This is a genomic window from Nonomuraea sp. NPDC052265 (assembly GCF_044547985.1).
Lineage (GTDB): Bacteria > Actinomycetota > Actinomycetes > Streptosporangiales > Streptosporangiaceae > Nonomuraea.
Map to the genome: position 1 here is coordinate 90,671 of NZ_JBIUBJ010000021.1, position 18,306 is coordinate 108,976.

Consider the following 18,306-nt stretch of genomic DNA (forward strand, 5'->3'; position numbering starts at 1 on the left):
GGGCCGGTGTGCCAGGGGTGCGTCAGGAGATGCTGCGGCCTTCCACGGCGTCGAGCACCAGCGGGTTGGGGCCGGGGTCGCCGCGTACGCCGAAGCCGTAGCGGTATCCGGCCCTGACCTCGGGGTCCGACAGCGCCGGCAGGTGTTCCAGGGTGGCCACGGTCACCAGCTCCCATCCGGACCCGGTGTCGGCGTACATGGCGGCCCGCTCGCCCACCAGCGACAGCGCGAACCGGCCGCCGTCGGGGACGGTGACGCCCTGCTTGACGCCGAAGACCGCCAGTCCGCCCGGCACCTGCGGGCCGCGTACCTCGAAGCCGGCGAACTTGTGGCTGTTGACGTAGAACGCGGCCACGTCCGTCCTGCCGTCCTTGACCAGGCCCGTGTAGACGGTGTCCATGTCGGTGGAGTCGCCCTGGAACCTCCTGATCGTGATCGCCGTGGCGAACGCCGGGTTGCGCGGCGAGACGCCCGACGACATCAGCCCGAACCAGGACGCCGACGGGTGCCCGGCCGACAGCGCGCCGCCCGCGTACGTCACCTGCGGCAGCTCCTTGTCCTCCGGCAGGACCCGGTGCGCCTGGTAGTCGCCGGCCCGGTCGAAGCCGTCGGCCAGCTCCTGGTTGGCGAAGGCGTCGGGGGCGGGCGGCACGTACGCGGCCTGCGGCGGCAGCCGGAACGTCACCCGGTCCGTGTGCCCCAGGTAGGACGCGCACACGACCGGATACTCCTGGTTCGCGGGCGCGTACGCCGTCAGCGCGGTCTCGAACGTGCGGCTCGCGCCCGTGCCCAGGCCGGTCACCCGCAGCGCGGACGGATCGACGCCCACGCCGTCGCAGGCGGACAGCGTGACCCGCCCGGCCATCGGCAGCACGTCCCGGTTGGTGACGGTGAAGGTGACCTTGGAGCCGAGCCTGCCGCGCTCGGCGGTGGACGCGCTCACCTCGACGTTGCGCCGGGCGAGGCCGGGCAGCGCCGCCGCGGCCAGGCTCAGCCGGTCGATGTCGTACGAGCCCGCCCAGTCGGAGCCGACCGAGCCGCGTACCCACACCTTGACCCGGGAGATCGCGGCGCGCGGGGCCCAGCGGGACAGGTCCAGCGTGAGCCGGTTCCAGCCGAGGGCGGGGTCGATCGTGCCGACGCCCTCCGCGACCGCGCCGTCGCGCCCGTACGCGCGGACCTTGGCGGTGAAGACGTTGCCCGGCTTGAAGCGGTCGTCGGCCTCGGCCGGCACCCGGATCGACAGCGACAGCGACGGCGTGCGCGAGGCGTCGAGCGGCTTGTCGAACAGCACGTCGGCGCCCTTGTACGACTTGGCGTACCGCGACCAGCCGGGCAGGTCGCGGTCGAAGCGCACGCGCAGCGCGTGCCCGCCGTCCACGGCCACCCGCTCGACTGCGGCGGCGTTGTCCGAGGGCCGCCAGCCGTCGGCGCCGGTCTCGAAGCCGGAGATCACCCGCTCGGCCACCGGCCTGGCGTCGAGCTGCGTGCCCGCCACGGTGGGCGGCTTCCTGACGGCCAGCTTGCCCGGGTCGAAGCCGGGGATGACGTCCTTCCAGTCGGAGATGCCGATGATCTTCTTGGCGAACTCGGCCACCTCCAGCGACCGGTCGGTGTCGATGGCGGCGAACACCTCGTGCAGGGGCTTGCGCTCCCCGGCGTTGGAGGGCGCGCTGTGCTCCTCGTCCCACGTCCACAGGCCGAGGCGCAGGCCGCCCTCCTGCTTGTGGTCGACGTGCCGGTGCAGGATGAAGGAGTCGATGCCGTCGGCGAAGGCGATCTTGTAGTAGGCGTAGGCGTAGGCGGCGGCCTGCAGCTCCAGCTCCTTGGCGGAGTAGTCCTGGGAGTTCAGGCCCTGTTCGGAGAGGATCACCCGCCGTCGTCGGCCGTTGTAGGTCAGGTTGTCCTGGGCGAGGTAGCGCGGCAGCAGCTCGATGTTCTTGAACGTGATCCGCATGGTGTCGAAGCCGTCCGTGGCGGTCTTGTCGTTCCAGAACGCCGGGTTGAACAGGTTCTCCGGGTAGGGGTGGTAGGCGATGTTCCAGTCGAAGTCGCCCTGGCGCTTGGTGAGGGCGTTGAGGCCGTCCACCACGTCGCGGCCCTTGTAGGTGTACTTCGGGTCGTCGTTGGCGGCGCCCGTCCAGAAGTGCGTCAGCGAGGTGTAGACGCGGGCGGCGGCGTCGGCCTTGCGCACGGCCTGCCAGGTCAGCCGCATGGCGCGGGCGTACTGGTCGAGGAACACGTCGCGGTCCTGGCGGCCCATGTTGTACCAGAACTGCTGGGCGTCGATCTCGTTGCCGACGATCCAGCCCCACGCCCGGCCGTAGCGGCCGTCGGCCTGGCTGTAGCGCTGGGCGAAGAACTCCATCGCGGCGGTGAAGTGCGCCTCGCCCTCGGCGGTCTTGGTGTTGAACGCGTACACCGTGCCCTTGCCCAGCTCGGCGTCGGGGTGGATGAGCGTGCGGGCGGCGGAGTTGGGTGCGCCGCTGTTGTAGACCAGCACGATCATGTTGACCAGGACGCCGTTGTCCGACAGCGGCTTGACCTGGGCGTCGAGCCCGGCGACGGCGCCCCGGTCGAAGTAGTACGTCTTGCCCTGCGAGACGAACTCGATGGTGTTGCCCGGGGCGCCCGGCCCGGCCGTCATGACCGAGTCGAGGGCCAGGTTGATGCCGGCGTGCTGGACGCCGATCTCTTCGGCGTCGTCGGTCATCTGAACTTGCAACCCCTTTTTGCCCGACATGTCGGGATAAGGGGATTGGTTGGCCGACGCGAAGCTCAGTTTGTCGGCGTAGTGCACCTCTCCCAGCGGGCCGTCCGCGCCCACCGCGAGGAACTTGTCGTAGAGCCGGTCCTGGTTCCCGTCCATCCGGGGCAGCTCGACGCGAAACGGGCCCGCCTCGACGCTCGCGACCGGCTGCTCCCCCGCGGGCGAGTCCCGCCAGGTGTCCAGCGCGTACAGCTCGGCCCGGCCCGGGGCGACGCCGGTGACGGTGATCGTGTCCCCGCCGACCTCGACGCCGCTCACCCCGCCGGCCGCCGCCGCGCGCGCGGGCAGCGCCTGCGCCGGGACGGCCAGCATCGGGACGGCCAGCGCCAGAGCGATCAACAACCGCATGTCATCTCCTCCTACTTGGCCCAGTCCTCGTCGCCCCAGGCGTTCTTCTTGATCCCGGCCTCGATGCCGCGCTTCCACCACTTGTCCAGGTCGGCCAGCTCGTCCTCCAGGGAGCGGCGGCCGAGCAGGTAGCCGTCGAAGACGTCGCGGAAGGAGGTCCCCTCCGGGCCGCCCGGCAGGGCCACCACCCGGAACGGCTTGCCCCACTCGCCTTCCAGCAGCCCGGCCGTCTCGGCCGACGGCTCGACGCCCTCGATGGCGGGCAGGCCGCCGGTCGCGTCCAGCCAGGGCTTGATCGCCGGCGAGCTCATGTACTGGAGGAACTTGACCGCCGCCGCGTACTTCTCGCCCTTGACGGTGGAGGGGATCATGTAGCTGGTGCCGCCGATCGAGGCGCCGTAGCGGGCCGGGGCCTCCGACGACAACGGCGTGCTCGCCTTGGTGATCGTCGGGAACGGCATCGTGCCGAGCGCGAACTTGGCGTCCGCCTTCAGCGCCTCGACGGCGAAGTCGGTGCCCCACGACATGGCGGCCTTGCCCGAGACGAAGTCGCGGTAGCCCACGGTCGCGCCGCCGTCGGCCACACCCGTCCAGTTGGGGGTGCCGCAGTCGAAGAACTCCTTGTAGATCTTCAGGGACTCGGCCACCTCCGGCGTCCCGGTGGTGAGCGTGCCTTCCTTGATGGCCTTGCTCATCGACTTCTCGGTCACGGTCGGCGCCTTGCCCGGCTTGCCGGTGGCGTCGAAGAAGTTCCAGTCGTCGTGGTACTTGTCGATGAGCTGGGTGCTGACCGCCTCCCACGTCCAGCCGGCGGCCAGGCCGCCCTTGTCGAGGGCGACGGGGTCGAAGCCGGCCGCCTTGAGCTTGACGCAGGCGCCCTTGAAGTCCGCCCAGGTGGCCGGGGGTCCGTCGAGGCCCGCCTTGGCGAAGGCGTCCTTGTTGTAGAACAGGCCGATGGCGACCAGGTTGAAGGGGATGTACTCCAGCTTGCCGCTCTCCTTGCTCAGCGCCTTGGAGACGGCGGGGCCGTAGTAGTCCTTCCTGAACACGTCGATCCAGTGCTGGTTGCCCGGCACGTACGGGTTGGGCTTCTGCAGCTCGGCGTCGAGCGCGTGCACCTCGTGCGCCTTGTGCGGCGGCTGGTTGAAGACCAGTTCGGGCGCGGTGCCGGCGGCGAGCTGGGTGGTGATCGTCTGCATGAAGCCGTCGAGGGGCAGCACCTGCGTCCTGACCTCGATGCCGGGCTCGCGCTTCTCGAAGCCGTCGACCAGCGCCTCCCAGGCCGGTCCGAAGCTGCTGCCGCTGGCGTTCCACTGGTTGGGGCCGGCCAGGGTGATCGTCACCTTGCCGCCGCTGTCCTGGGCGGACGTGCCGCCGGTGCCGAGCAGGCCGCAGCCTGTCAGCGCGAGCAGCATGGCCGAGGCCGCGAGCCCGCTCATGGGGGGTGTTCTCATCGGGGTACGGGTCCTTTCCTTATTGATACGTTTCAATCGCGGGGCGGCTCACTTGCCGGACACGATGCCGCCCTGGATGCCGGCCAGGAACCACTTGGACAGGAACGTGAACAGCACCACCAGCGGGAGGCTGGCCAGGACGTAGCCGGCGAACAGCGGGCCCCACTGCTGCGCGTTCTGGTTGGCGAAGAAGGCCAGCCCCGCGGGGATCGTCCGGTAGGCGTCGGTCTGCACGGTGAGCAGCGGCCAGAAGTAGTCGTTCCACACGCCCAGCACCGTCATCAGCGCCACCGTGCCGATCACCGGCCGGGCCAGCGGCAGCATGAAGGCCAGGAACAGCCGGACCCCGCCCGCCCCGTCCACCCGCGCCGCCTCGAAGATCTCCTCGGGGATCTGCGCCATGTACGTGCGCATGACGACGATCCCGAAGACCGTGTTCGCGGTGATGTGCGGGACGATCAGCACCAGCCGGCTGTCCAGGATGCCGAGGTCGCGCATCAGCACGAACAGCGGGATCAGGCTGGTGATCGAGGGCACCATGAGCAGCGCCGCGACCAGCCCGAACAGCGCGTTGCGCCCGGGGAAGCGGTAGCGGGCGAACACGAACGCCGCCGCCGGGGCCAGCAGCATCGTGCCGCCGATGGCCAGCGCCGCCACCACGAACGAGGTGAACAGGTACGGGCTGACCTGCTCCCAGGCCGCCGCGTAGTTGTCCAGGTGGACCGGCCAGGCCGGGGACCAGTAGCTGGCGAAGAACTGCTCGTTGTCCTTGACCGACGCGGCGAGCATGAACAGGTAAGGGAACAGCCCGGCGAAGGCCAGCACCGCCAGCACGCCGCCGGCCACCAGGTCGGTCCTGCGGGTCCGGCTCACGATCCCGACCTCCTGCCGAGCACCAGCGCGACCAGGCTCACCCCGAGGGTCAGCGCGAACAGCACGGTGCCGAGCGCGGCCGCGTACCCCCAGCTCGTGTCCACGAAGGCGGCGTCGAGCATGCGCAGCACCGGCACCTGCGTGGCGTTGTCGGGGCCGCCCTTGGTCATGATGTGGGCCTGCATGCCGTACTGGAGCACCGAGATCACCGCCAGCACGAACAGCAGCTTGACGTCGCGGAACAACATCGGCAGGTCGATGCTCCAGAAGCGGCGCAGCCGGCCGGCGCCGTCCACCTCGGCGGCCTGGTAGATCTCGGCCGGCACGTTCTGCAGCGCCGAGAGGAAGACCAGGAACGGCAGGCTCGCCACCCACGGGAAGCCGATCGTCATCAGCGCGGCGAGCGCCGTGGCCGGGTCGCCGATCCAGTTGCCCGCCAGCCCGTCCAGGCCGAGCGCGCGCAGCAGGCTGTTGACGACGCCGTCGCGCGGGTCGTACATGAACTGCCACAGCAGCACGTTGACCACGGCCGGGAAGGCCAGCGGCAGGATGAGCAGGGTGCGGAACACGAAGCGCAGCCGCTCGCTGGACAGCGACATCACCAGTTCGGCGGCCAGCAGCGGGAACACCCACATGAGCGTGACGGCCCAGACGAAGATGATCCCGGCGTTGCGGAAGGAGGCCCACCACAGGTCGTCGCCGAGCATCGTGAGGTAGTTCTCCAGGCCGACGAACGGCGACTCGAAGCCCGGCCGCCACTCGTAGAGCGAGTGCAGCATGCCGTTGAGGGCCGGGTAGTAGGCGAACGCCGCGAGCAGGGCGAAGGTGGGAAGGAGGACGAGGTAGACGCCCCACGGGATCCGGCGGCGCGCTCTTGTGCTGGTCACGATCGTCAATGCCTCTCAGCCGTCACAGGGTGCGGAACGCGTACGAGCCCGAGCCGACCCGGTAGACCGCGGCCCCGTCGTCGAGGCGGTCGAAGGTCACGCCCTCCGCCTCGCCCGCCGGCAGGCCGCCTTCGGTCACCCGCTCCGGCGGCGCGGGCACGTGCACCTCGGCGCGGGTGTTGGGCGGCACGACGACGTCCAGGGCGAGGCCGCCGTCCGCGAGCCGCCAGGAGATCTCCACCTGGCCGTGCCGGGTGCGGTGGGCGGTCCGCGCCCAGCCGATCCCGCCGCCGGGGCGGGGGCGCACGACGATGTCGGCGTAGCCGGGCGAGCCGGGGGCCAGCCCGCCGACCGTCCGGTACATCCAGTCGCCGACGGCGCCGTAGGCGTAGTGGTTGAAGGAGTTCATGCCGGGGTCCTGGAGCCCGCGGTGGTGGCTCCAGGAGTCCCAGCGCTCCCACATGGTGGTCGCGTCGCCGTGCACGACCGGGTAGAGCCAGGACGGGAAGGTGTCCTGCGTCAGCAGCCGGTAGGCCACGTCCAGCCGCCCGGTCGAGGTGAGCGCGTCCAGCAGGTACGGCGTGCCGAGGAACCCGGTCGACAGGTGGCCGCCGCGCGCCTCGACGTCCCCGGCCAGCCGCGCCGCGGCCCTGGGCAGCTCGTGCTCCTCCAGCAGCCCGGCCGTGACGGCCAGCACGTACGCGGTCTGCGTGCCGCTCGCCACCACGCCGGGGCCCTCGACGAAGGCCGCGCGGAAGGCCCGGCGCACGCGTTCGTACAGCTCCAGGCAGGTGCGTTCGTCGGCGTCCCGGCCGAGGGCGGCGGCGAGCCCGGCGAGCTGCCGGGCCGACAGCGCGAAGATCGCCGTGCCGACGAGCCGTTTGGGGGTCTCGGCGCCGATCGACAACCAGTCGCCGAACCCCTCCTCGGGGAAGATCCCGCCGTCGGAGTGCTGGTCCAGGTAGGCCAGCCAGCGCAGCATCGGCTCGAAGCAGGCCGTGACCACGCCGGCGTCGCCGCGCAGCCGGTGCAGCGCCCACGGCAGCATGACCAGCGCGTCGCCCCAGCCGGGCGAGCCGGCCTCCTTGGGGTTGGGCGACAGGCCGCGGCCCGACAGCACGTCGGGCACCACGTGCGTGACCGCGCCGTCGTCGCCCTGGGCGTCGACCACGTCGGTCAGCCAGCTCCGCAGGAACGCGGCGGCGTCGTAGTTGAACAGCGCGGTCGGGGCGAAGGCCCAGATGTCGCCGGTCCAGCCGAGCCGCTCGTCCCGCTGCGGGCAGTCGGTGGGTACGGCCAGGAAGTTGCCGCGCTGCCCCCACACGATGTTGCGCTGCAACCGGTCGAGCCGCTCGTCGGAGCAGGTGAACTCGCCGGCCGGCTCCATCGCGGCGTGGGCCACCCTGGCGGTGATCGACTCCGGGGCCGCGCGCAGGCCCGACACCTCGGCGTACCGGAAGCCGTGGAAGGTGAACCTCGGCTCGAACGTCTCGGCCTGCTCGCCGCGCGGCAGGAACTCGTCCGTGGCGCGGGCCGAGCGCAGGTTGGCCAGGTGCAGCCCGCCCTCGTGGTCGAGGACCTCGGCGTGCCGCAGCACCACCGGACGGTCGCGGCCGGCGCGGCCGGTGAGCCGGACCCAGCCGACCAGGTTCTGGCCGAAGTCGGCGATCCACACGCCGGGCCGGTGCTCCCACACCGCCACCGGCTCCACCTCCTCGTGCACCCGGATCGGCGGCGCGACGGAGGCGGCCACCCGGCCCGCCGGCGGGCTCACCGGCACCGCGGGCGCCCATGCCGAGTCGTCGAACCCGGCGGCCGTCCAGCCGAGCGGCTCGGCCGCCAGGTCCTGACGCTCGCCGTTCTGCAGGTCGGCGTAGCGGATGGCGCCGGAGCCCGCGCGCCAGTCGGCGTCGGTGCGCAGGTGGGTGCGGGAGCCGTCCTCGTGCAGGATCTCCAGCTCGGCGCGGAAGGCCAGGCGGCGGCCGTACTGGAAGGAGCCGAACCAGCTGATGTTGCCGGCGTACCAGCCGTCGGCGAGGACCGCGCCGATCGTGTTGCGCCCCTCCGACACCAGCGCCGTCACGTCATAGGTCTGGTACGTGACCCGTTGACGGTAGTCGGTCCAGCCGGGCGCCAGGTGGTCGGCGCCCACCCGGGCGCCGTTGAGGTGGATCTCGTAGACGCCGAGCGCGGTGGCGTACAGCCTGGCCCGGCGCACCGGCGCCGGCACTCCGAACTCGCGCCGCAGGTACGGGCTCGGCCGGTCGCCGATCGGCTCGCGGCCCAGCGGCGGGTCGCCCTGCAGCCCGACCTCCTCGGCCAGCCGCCAGTCCGCGTCGTCGAAGCCGGGCTGCTCGAAGCCCTCGCCCGGCCGGTCGTCGGCCCGCCACCGGCCGCCGGAGGTGACGGTCACCGTGCCCTCCCCCGCCACGGGGACGAGTTGCGGCAGCGCGGGCCGTCCCTCGACCACGACCTCCAGCCGCACGCACAGCCCCGACCCGGCGGCCCTGATCGCGAGCACGTTCTCGCCCGAGGCGACCAGGTCGCCCGCGTCGGCCACGAACGCCCCCTCCCGCCGCTCCCCCACGACCCGCACCCCGTTGACGTACGCCTCGACCTCGTCGCCGCCGCCGCCGATCACCAGCCACGCCGACAGCGGCCTGGCCCCGCCCGGCACCGAGAACCGCGTCCTGAACGCCCCCGCCGGCGACGCGGACGGGCCGAGCGGGCCGGCCACCCAGATGCGCGGCACGTTCTCCAGGGACGGCAACCGCTCGGAGCCGGGCACCACGGGGGTGCCGATCCAGCCCGCCATCCAGCCGCCGGCCTCGCCGAGCCCGGTCTCGAACCAGTGCGCGGGGCTCCAGCCGGACCACTCACCGCTCTCGTCGGCCACCTTGACCCGCCACTGGTAGCGCGTCCTCGGCCGCAACCCGGCGCCGCCGTAGGGGACGTCGAAGGTCGCCGCGGAGGCCACGACGCCGCTGTCCCAGACCGGCTCGGCCCCCTCCTCCGCCGGATCGCACTCCCGCGCCACGACCAGCCGGTACGCGCTCTGCGCCCGTCCCCGCCCGGCCCCGGTGATCCGCCAGGAGAACTCCGGCGCGCTCACGTCGAGGCCCAGCGGTTCGGCCAGTCCTTCGACCCGCAGGTCGGTCACGGCGAGATGGTTCAAGGGGGCTCCCGACTAGTTGAAACATTTCAAGCAATGCGCACCGTAGGCACCCCGAGGTACTTCCGTCAATGCCCTGGATCCAGATGTGCAGGCGGGGATCGTTTGGCTGAAACATTTCAACCAGTAGACTGGCCATCTCTGCCAGGTGACCAGAAGGGCTGCCCACCGGTGACCGACATCCACAAGCCGGCCGAGCGCCGCCGGCTCAGCATGGTCGACGTCGCGGCTCATGCCGGTGTGTCCGTGGGAACGGTCTCCAACGTGCTCAACCGGCCCGAACTGGTGGCCGAGCGCACGTTGCGCCGGGTGCGCGCCTCCATCAAGGTGCTCGGCTTCGTGCCCAGCGCGCCCGCCCGGCAGCTTCGCGGCGGCTCCAGCCGCTCGGTGGGCGTCATGGTGCGCGACATCGGCAACCCGTTCTTCAGCGAGGTGCTGCCGGGCATCGAGACCCGGCTGTCGCAGGAGCAGCTGCTCCTGGTGTTGTGCAGCTCCGGCGACTCGGCCGAGAAGGAGGCCCACTACCTGCAGATCCTGGAGCAGCACCGGGTGCCCGGCATCCTCATCACGCCCGCCGGGCCCGACATCTCCCATCTGGTGGAGCTGCGCAGGCGCGGCGTCGGGATGGTGCTGCTCGACCGGCCGGGCGTCGACTCCCAGCTCTGCGCGGTGGCGGTCGACAACGTCAGGGGCGGCGAGCTGGCCGGCGCCCACCTGCTGTCGCTCGGCCACCGGCGCATCGCCTTCCTCAACGGGCCGCCCATCGTGCGCCAGTGCGCCGACCGGCGGGAGGGGCTGGCCAGGGCGGTGCGGGCCGCCGGGCTCGACCCCGACGAGGTGATCACCGAGGTCACGCTGCCCGCGCTGACCCCGCGCGAGGGCGAGGCGGCGCTGGAGCGGCTGCCCGCGCGCAAGGGGCCGACGGCGCTGTTCTGCGTCAACGACACGGTGGCGCTGGGCGCGCTGCGCGGGCTGGAGCGGCGCGGCGCGCGCGTCCCGCACGACATGGCGGTCATGGGCTACGACGACGTCGAGTTCGCCGAGCTGCTGTCGCCGTCCCTGACCTCGGTCCGCCAGCCCAAGCACCAGCTCGGCCAGGCCGCCGCGGAGCTGCTGCTCACCGACGCCCGGGGCGACGCCAACCACTGGCACCAGGAGATCGTCTTCCAGCCGGAGCTCATGGTCAGGGCGTCGACACTTCCTCAGTGACGTTTCAAGTCGGCCCACCGCAGGAAATCGGGTCTTGCCTGACCGCCTTCTGAGCCTCATTGTTGAGACGTTTAAATTCAGGAGGTTCCATGCGTTGGGTTGCCCGTCTCGCCGCCGTCCTGTTCCTTCTCCTCCCCGCGGCGCCGGCCGTCGCCGCCGCCGCCGCTCTGCCGTACCCGGTCAGGTCCGACTACCGCATCAAGGGCCTGCAACCGGACTTCTGGCCCGACAAGAACGAGATCGCCGGCAACAACGCCGGCGGCGTCGCCATGAACCTCATCTGGGCCGAGTGGGAGCCCGGCGTGAAGGCGCCGCCGTGCGCGGCGGGCGCGCAGGAGTTCGGCGGCCACTGCTTCACCGTGAACTCCGCCGTCGACGCCGCCATCAAGGACTGGACCGCCCGCGGTCTGGTCGTCACCGCCGTCGTCTACGGCACCCCGGCCTGGGCCCGGGGCGCCCGTCCCTGCACGCCCGCCGCCCCGGGGTTCGAGAAGTTCTGCGTCCCCGACGACCCCGCCGACTACGGCCGCTTCGCCGGCATGCTGGCCCAGCGCTACGACGGGCAGCACGGCAACGGCCGCATCGCCGACTTCGTCGTCATGAACGAGGTCAACAGCAACACCTGGTTCGACATCGGCTGCGGCCAGGGCACGGCGTGCGGCACGACCGCCTGGCTGGACGCGATCGCCGCGAACTACAACGCCGCCTACGACGCGGTCATGGCCCAGCAGCCCACCGCGAAGGTGCTCACCTCGCTCGACCACCACTTCGGCACCGCGTACGACCAGCCGGCCGCCTCCGACGCGATGTTGTCGGGCATGACCGTGCTCAAGGGCCTGGCCGCGCGGGCCGGCAGCCGGGCCTGGCGGGTCGCCTACCACCCCTACCCGCCGAACCTGCTGGCGCCCCAGTTCTCCGCCGACGACTTCCCCCGGGTCACCTACGGCAACATCGGCGTGCTGGTCGGCTGGCTGCGCCAGCAGTTCCCGAACACGCCGTCGGCCTGGCAGGTGCAGCTCACCGAGAGCGGCGTGAACTCGCTGTCGCCCTCGTCGGAGGCCGCGCAGGCGTCGCAGTTGTGCAACTCCTTCCGCAACGTCCTGGGCACCCCGGGCATCGAGAGCTACGTCTGGCACCGCATGAGCGACCACCCGGACGAGACGGCTGCCGGCCTCGGCGTGGGACTGCGCCGTACCGACGGCTCGGCCAAACCGGCGTGGGCGACGTGGGCGCTGGCCAACCGGAACGACCTGTCGCCCCCGCAGTTGTCGTGCGGCTTCGAACTGCTTCCCCACACCCAGCTCCGGCGCGGCTACCAGGCGAGCAAGGGGCACGTGGCCAGCTCCCGGCTGCTGCCGCCCGGCTTCACCCAGGAACGCGTCTGGAAGCTGCTGCGCAACCAGGCGGCCGGCACCGTGCCCCTGTACGAGTGCAAGGTAGGCGCGCACACCATGCTCACCCGCGACCCGGGCTGCGAGGGGCAGTTCCCGATGGGCCCGGTCGGTCACGTCTACACCAGCCAGGTGCCCGGGTCGGTCGCGCTGCACCGGTGCCGCGCCGCGAGCGGCGACCACCTCGTCACGGACCAGGCGGGCTGCGAGGGCCTGATCCACGAGCAGGTCCTCGGCTACGCGTTGACCTGACCCGCCCTCCCACGGCCGCCGGGCCGGTGGCCGTCCGCGTGGCGGCCACCGGCCCGGCGGCTACCCGGCGGCCCGCCTGGCCGCCGTCCGGCCCGAGCCGCGGACCAGGGTGACGTCGTCGACGTCGAAGTTCGCGCCGGTGAACACCAGGTACAGCCGGGCCGCGCCGGACGGGACGCCCGTCAGCTCCGTGGAGACGTCGGCGTAGGACTCCCAGCCCCCGGTGTTCGGCACGGTGACGGCGCCGAGCACCGGCCCGGTCGGCGAGCCGGTACGGACCTCGAAGCCGCCCGACGGCCCCGGCGAGGCGACCCGGGCCCTGAGCGCGGTGACCCCGGTGAGGTCCACGTCGTAGGCCGCCCAGTCGCCCGGGTCGACGTAGCCGAGCACGGTGCCGCCGTGCGCGGGGGTGTGCGGGTAGGTGGCCACGCCGGACGCCTGCGTCCAGGTCTCCGCCTGGACGACGGAGTCCCCGGTGGGCGGGCCGAGCTCCTTGATCCGGACGTTGCGGAAGGACACCTCGTCGCCGTCGCCGTGGTTCTGGAGGCCGATGTGCCCGTTCTTCAGCGAGCGGGCCGGGTCGGTGTTGGTGAAGTCGTTGATCTTCACGCCGTTGAGGAAGACCTGGAGGCGTTCGCCCTCGACCCGGATCTCGTAGGTGTTCCACTGTCCCGGCGGGTTCAGCGCGGCGTCGCGGGCGGCGGTGTCGGCGGCCTTGAAGCCGTAGACCGAGCCGGTGGTCCTGTCCGGGGTGTCGGTGGCGTCGATCTGGATCTCGTAGCCGTTGTTCACCGCCGAGGACGGGTCGGTCGAGGGCGGGAAGCCGACGAAGACGCCGGAGTTGTCGTCGCCGGCCGGCCTCCAGTCGAGCTTGAGCGAGTAGGAGGTGGTGTACTCCTTCGCCTTGTACCAGAACAGGCCCATGCCGCCCTGCGAGGTCAGCGTGCCGCCGGCGTTGGCGAACCCGCCCGGCCCGGCCTGTTCCCAGCCCGTGGTCGAGCCGTTGTAGAGGGTGGTGTAGCCGGTCTCGGGGCGGCAGTCGGCCTTGGCCTGGCCCGTGGCGTAGGCGAGGCCGCCGCGCAGGTGCTGCCGGAAGGCGGGCTCGGCGAAGGACTCCGCGGTGTGCCCGCCGCCGGTGTAGAAGGACCGTCCCCCGTCGTACGGCTTGCACCAGGCGATCGGATGGTCGGCGCCCATCGTGCCGCCCGAGTACGTCGACTCGTCCAGGGTCGCCAGCACGTGGGCGCCGGTCCTGGCGTTGGTCCGGTAGTCGTACCACTCGTCGGTCCGCGGCCAGGAGGCGTCCAGGTGGGCGGTCGCCGGGTGCGCCCGGTCCTCGACCTTGACCGTCGCCTTCTGCACCGCCGGGTGGGCGGCGAACCAGGCGCCGACGAGGCCGCCGTACCAGGGCCAGTCGTACTCGGTGTCGGCCGCCGCGTGGATGCCGGCGTAGCCGCCGCCCGCCTTGACGTACGCCTCGAACGCGGCCTGCTGCGTGGCGTCGAGCACGTCGCCGGTGGTGTTGAGGAAGACGACCGCCTTGTACGCGGCCAGGTTCGCCGCGGTGAACGCGGCCGGGTCCTCGGTCGCGGTCACGCCGAACCCGAGGTCCCTGATCGCCTGGACGCCCGCCGCGATCGAGTCGTGCCGGAACCCCGCCGTACGGGAGAAGACCAGGACGGCGGGGCCGCCGGCGGAGGGGGTGGCGGTGGTGAACTTCTGCGCGGTACCGCCGTTGCACGTCCGGATGACGAGCTGGGCCGGGTCGGTGGCGTCGAGGCACTTGCCGAGCGCCTTCAGCGCGCCGCCCTCGGCGGTCCACTTCTGCGCGCCGGTGTCGTTGCAGGTCCAGATCTGCACCTTTGTGCCGTCGGCGCTGTTGGCGCCGGCCACGTCCAGGCACTTGCCGAGCGCCTTGACGGTCTGGCCGTCGATGATCCAGTTCTGGGCGTTCGTACCGTTGCAGGAGTAGAGCTGGACCTTGGTGCCGTCGGCGGTGGCGGCGCCGGCGACGTCCACGCATCTGCCGTCGGCGGCGCGGATCGGGCCGGTGGCCATCGCCTCCTTGGCCAGGGTGAAGTCGTCGAGGTCGAACAGCGCCCCGGCGCCCCCGGTGAAGACCAGGTAGAGCGTGGTGCTCTCGGCCGTCGCGCCGGCCAGCGGGGCCTGCACGTCGGTGAAGGTCTCCCAGCCGCCCGTCACCGGGACGGCCGCCTTGCCGAGCAGGGGCCCGGTCGGCGAGCCGGCGCGCACCTCGACGGAACCGCCGACGCCGCCCGAGGAGACCCGCGCCCGGAACGTCCTGGCGTCGTCGAGCCGGTAGGGCTTGAAGGCGATCCAGTCGCCGTTGTGCACGTCGCCGACCGTCCTGCCGCCGTGCGCGGCCGCCTTGGAGATCTGCGAGACGCCGGACATCGTCGTGTAGTGCTCGGCCTGGCGGTGGCGCGGCTGCAGGACGTGCTGGGTATGGGTGGTCAGGCCGCCCTGGTCGGTGTACTCGGCGTCGAAGACGGCGAAGATGTTGGCCGCGTCGTCGTGCTCGCCGTCGACCGGGATCGTCAGCTCGCCCGCGCAGCCGTTCTTGGAGGTGATCTGGTGGCCGTGGCTGTCGTGGCCGAGCACGTACGTCATCCTGACCTTGGCGCAGTCGACCGCGGTGTCCTCGGGGTCGGTCACCCCGATCGTGAAGGGCACGGTGTCGCCCCAGGTGAACGGCGTCCCGGGGGCGGGCGTGCCGATGGTCACGGTGGGGGCGGTGTTGCCGGCGGTGATGACCACGCCGGCCGTGCCGGAGTTGCCCTGGGGGTCGCGCACGGTGAGCGTGGCGGAGAACTGTCCCTCGGCGGTGTAGGTCTTGGTGGGGTTCGGGGCGGTGGAGGTGGTGCCGTCGCCGAAGTCCCAGGCGTAGGTGAGCGCGCCGCCCTCGGGGTCGGCGGAGCCGGCGCTGGAGAAGGCCACGGTGAGCGGGAGTTTCCCGGACGTCCTGTCGGCCTTGGCGACCGCGACCGGAGAGCGGTTCCTGTCCTTGATGTACTCGACGCGGTAGAGGGCGGAGTTGGCGTCGCCGCCGAAGTAGCCGGAGCCGTAGTCGAGGACGTAGAGCGCGCCGTCGGGCCCGAACGCCAGGTCCATCACCTGCGTGCCGGTCCAGGGGAAGGCGGCGATCTCGCCGCGGGCGCCGTCGGCGGCCACGTCGATCGCCTTGATCCACTTGCGGCCGAACTCGCCGGCGAAGAAGTGCCCGTCGAGGTCCTGGGGGAACTTGACGGCGGAGTTCAGGGCGGCGTCGTAGCGGTAGACGGGGCCGCCCATCGGCGACTCCGAGCCGCTGCCGAACTCGGGCGGCGAGCCGGCGTCGCCGCCGTACCTGATCCAGGCGGGCTTGGCGGGCGGGAGTTCGGCCAGGCCGGTGTTGCGCGGCGAATTGTTGGCCGGGCCGCCCGCGGCGCAGTCGTACTTCTGGCCGGCGGGCCCCGAGGGGAAGGTGTACTCGTTGTAGGTCTCGGCCAGGGTGTTGGTCCCGGTGCAGTACGGCCAGCCGTAGTTGCCGGGGCCGGTGACGCGGTCGAACTCGACCTGGCCGCCGGGCCCTCGGCCGGGGTCGGTGCTGCCGGCGTCGGGGCCGTAGTCGCCGACGTGGACGACGCCGGTGGCCTTGTCCACGGTCATCCTGAACGGGTTGCGGAAGCCCATGGCGTAGATCTCGGGCCTGGTCTTCGCGGTGCCCGGCGGGAAGAGGTTGCCCGCGGGGATCGTGTACGTGCCGTCCGCCGGGTCGACCTTGATGCGCAGGATCTTGCCGCGCAGGTCGTTGGTGTTGCCGGCGCTGCGCTGGGCGTCGTAGACGGGGTTGCGGTCGGGCCGCTCGTCGATGGGGGCGTACCCGGCCGAGTCGAAGGGGTTGGAGTCGTCGCCGGTGGACAGGTAGAGGTTGCCCTGGGCGTCGAAGTCCATGTCGCCGCCGACGTGGCAGCACATGCCGCGGTCGGCGGCCACGTCGAGCACGGTCCGCTGCGAGGCCATGTCGAGCGTCCAGTCGGGCTTGACGGTGAACCTGGCCAGGCGGTTGACGCCCTGCCAGGCCGACCAGTCCGTACCGGTCGCGGGCGCGTCACCCGACGGCGTGCTCAGGCGGGGGGCGTAGTAGAGGTAGATGGTCCGGTTGGTGGCGAAGCCGGGGTCCACGGCGACGCCCTGCAGGCCCTCCTCGTCGTGGGTGTAGACGGGCAGCGCGCCGACCACGGCGGTCTGTCCCCGCGCGTCGGTACGGCGCAGCGTCCCGTCGCGGGCGGTGTGCAGCACCGACAGGTCGGGCAGCACCGCCATGGTCATCGGCTCGCCCATCTCGGCGACGCCCTTGGCCAGCTCGACACGCTGGTAGTCGGCGGGGTCGATGGCGGCGTGGGCCCGGGCGGGCGGGGCGGCCACGGTGAGCACGACGGTGCCCGACATGGCCAGGAGCAGGGCGCCGGCCCGCGCCGTCCATCGGGAGGCACGGGTGGATCTGCTGGGGGGCATCGCGGAGGTTCCCTTTCCGTGGGGGTGGACCGGGAAGGAGGGTTCCATTGGCGGACGATCGAAGAACCTTCGTAGATCGGGACATTAGATCTGGCTTTTGATGATTGTCAACGAAAGTCCGTTAAGTCCTAGACGTAACTGGTGAACGCCCTGGCCCGGAACGACGAAAGCCCGCCCTGCGCGGCAGGGCGGGCTTTCGCGGCGGACGTCAGCCGGCGAGGGCGCTGTCCACCGCCTCCGGGGCCAGGACATGCTCCAGCACCATGACGGCCGCCCCGATGACGCCCGCCCGGTCGCCCAGCTCGCTGACCTGGATGCGCAGGTGCTGCGTGGCCAGCGGGAGCGAGCGCTTGTAGATGGCCTCGCGGACGCCCGCGAGCAGGTGCTCACCGGCGTCGGCCAGGTCGCCGCCGATCACGATCGCGGCCGGGTTGAAGAAGTTCACGATCGTGGCCAGCACGTCGCCGATCTCGCGCCCGGCCTGGCGGACGAGCTGGGCGGCGTCGCGGTTGCCGGCACGCAGCAGCGTGACGACGTCCCGGCCGCCGGCGGCGGGCACGCCCGTCGCCGAGATCCGGGCGGCCAGCGCGGCCCCGCCCGCCAGGGCCTCCAGGCAGCCCACGTTGCCGCAGTGGCACAGCACGTCGTCGTCGGCGGTGGCCACGCGGATGTGCCCGATGTCGCCGGCCGCGCCCTGGGCGCCCCGGTGGAGGCGGCCGTCGGAGATCACACCGCAGCCGATGCCCGTGCCGATCTTGACGAAGACGAGCTGGCCGGTCTCCTGCCGCCCGGCGCGGTGCTCGCCGAGCGCCATGATGTTGACGTCGTTGTCCACGAGGACCGGCACGCCCAGCCGCTCCCCCAGCCACTCCGGCACCGGGAAGCGGTCCCATCCGGGCATGAGCGGCGGGTTGACCGGGCGTCCCGTCGAGTACTCGACCGGGCCCGGCAGGCCGATGCCCGCGCCGCACACGTCGGCCAGGTCGCGCCCGCTCTCGTCGAGCAGGTCGGTGAACGTCCGCGCGAGCCGCCCGAGCGTCGCCTCCGGGCCCCGGTCGATCGGCGCGTCGGCGGTCCGCTCGGCCAGCACCGTGCCGCCGAGATCGGTGATCGCGACCCGCTCGTGCATGACGCCCAGGTCGGCGGCGAGCACGAGCCGCGCGGTGCGGTTGAAGGCGAACATGGCCGCGGGCCGCCCGCCCGAGGAGACGGCGTCGTCGGCGGGCAGCACCCAGCGGTGCCGGAGCAGCGCGTCGAGGCGCAGGGACACGGTGGACCGGGCCAGGCCGGTGAGCTGGACCAGCTCGGTCCGGGTGCGCGGCGGCCCTTCCCGCAGCAGGGAGAGCAGCGCGCCGGCCCCCGCCGTCGCGCCGTTGAGCGTGTCCAGAGTCAACACCAGCCTCTCCGCCGATGACGGCAGCCACTTCAGAGG

At 72.2% G+C, this 18,306-nt stretch carries 9 protein-coding genes; 2 read left to right on the forward strand and 7 right to left on the reverse strand.

The features are described from left to right. Positions 1 to 22 precede the first annotated feature (22 nt). The 5 genes from ACIHAD_RS39845 to ACIHAD_RS39865 are packed head-to-tail and all read right to left on the reverse strand — an operon-like array spanning position 23 to position 9,507. Positions 23 to 3,118 carry a DUF5722 domain-containing protein gene (locus tag ACIHAD_RS39845; RefSeq protein ID WP_397359963.1) on the reverse strand — a complete coding sequence of 1,032 codons (3,096 nt, stop codon included), beginning with the start codon at positions 3,116 to 3,118 and terminating at the stop codon, positions 23 to 25. An 11-nt stretch (positions 3,119 to 3,129) separates the two neighbouring features. Further along, on the reverse strand, positions 3,130 to 4,572 hold the full coding sequence (locus ACIHAD_RS39850) for an ABC transporter substrate-binding protein (RefSeq protein WP_397359964.1): 1,443 nt from the start codon (positions 4,570 to 4,572) through the stop codon (positions 3,130 to 3,132). 48 nt (positions 4,573 to 4,620) lie between these two features. Beyond that, the gene (locus tag ACIHAD_RS39855; protein ID WP_397359965.1) at positions 4,621 to 5,445 is read right to left on the reverse strand and encodes a carbohydrate ABC transporter permease; all 825 of its coding nucleotides are present in this window, start codon (positions 5,443 to 5,445) and stop codon (positions 4,621 to 4,623) included. Beyond that, positions 5,442 to 6,332 carry a carbohydrate ABC transporter permease gene (locus ACIHAD_RS39860; RefSeq protein ID WP_397359966.1) on the reverse strand — a complete coding sequence of 297 codons (891 nt, stop codon included), beginning with the start codon at positions 6,330 to 6,332 and terminating at the stop codon, positions 5,442 to 5,444. Before ACIHAD_RS39860 ends, ACIHAD_RS39855 begins: the two co-directional genes overlap by 4 nt. Before the next feature lie 22 nt (positions 6,333 to 6,354). Continuing rightward, complete coding sequence (locus ACIHAD_RS39865) at positions 6,355 to 9,507, reverse strand: family 78 glycoside hydrolase catalytic domain (RefSeq protein ID WP_397359967.1); 3,153 nt, start codon at positions 9,505 to 9,507, stop codon at positions 6,355 to 6,357. 168 nt (positions 9,508 to 9,675) lie between these two features. Here ACIHAD_RS39865 and ACIHAD_RS39870 point away from each other — a divergent pair, with 168 nt between their 5' ends. Continuing rightward, positions 9,676 to 10,713 (forward strand): LacI family DNA-binding transcriptional regulator, encoded by a 1,038-nt coding sequence (locus ACIHAD_RS39870; RefSeq protein WP_397359968.1) that lies wholly within the window; start codon positions 9,676 to 9,678, stop codon positions 10,711 to 10,713. Positions 10,714 to 10,802: 89 nt separating this feature from the next. Continuing rightward, positions 10,803 to 12,356 (forward strand): DUF5722 domain-containing protein, encoded by a 1,554-nt coding sequence (locus tag ACIHAD_RS39875; RefSeq protein ID WP_397359969.1) that lies wholly within the window; start codon positions 10,803 to 10,805, stop codon positions 12,354 to 12,356. 60 nt (positions 12,357 to 12,416) lie between these two features. Here ACIHAD_RS39875 and ACIHAD_RS39880 read toward each other — a convergent pair whose 3' ends face one another. Continuing rightward, complete coding sequence (locus ACIHAD_RS39880; RefSeq protein ID WP_397359970.1) at positions 12,417 to 16,874, reverse strand: ThuA domain-containing protein; 4,458 nt, start codon at positions 16,872 to 16,874, stop codon at positions 12,417 to 12,419. 208 nt (positions 16,875 to 17,082) lie between these two features. Continuing rightward, the gene (locus tag ACIHAD_RS39885; RefSeq protein WP_397359971.1) at positions 17,083 to 18,270 is read right to left on the reverse strand and encodes an ROK family protein; all 1,188 of its coding nucleotides are present in this window, start codon (positions 18,268 to 18,270) and stop codon (positions 17,083 to 17,085) included. Positions 18,271 to 18,306 lie beyond the last annotated feature (36 nt).

Excerpts from the sequence above, each read along its gene's own strand:
- ACIHAD_RS39850 (WP_397359964.1), bottom strand. The coding sequence starts at position 4,572 with ATGAGAACACCCCCCATGAGCGGGCTCGCGGCCTCGGCCATGCTGCTC.
- ACIHAD_RS39880 (WP_397359970.1), bottom strand. The coding sequence starts at position 16,874 with ATGCCCCCCAGCAGATCCACCCGTGCCTCCCGATGGACGGCGCGGGCC.
- ACIHAD_RS39845 (WP_397359963.1), bottom strand. The coding sequence starts at position 3,118 with ATGCGGTTGTTGATCGCTCTGGCGCTGGCCGTCCCGATGCTGGCCGTC.
- ACIHAD_RS39875 (WP_397359969.1), top strand. The coding sequence starts at position 10,803 with ATGCGTTGGGTTGCCCGTCTCGCCGCCGTCCTGTTCCTTCTCCTCCCC.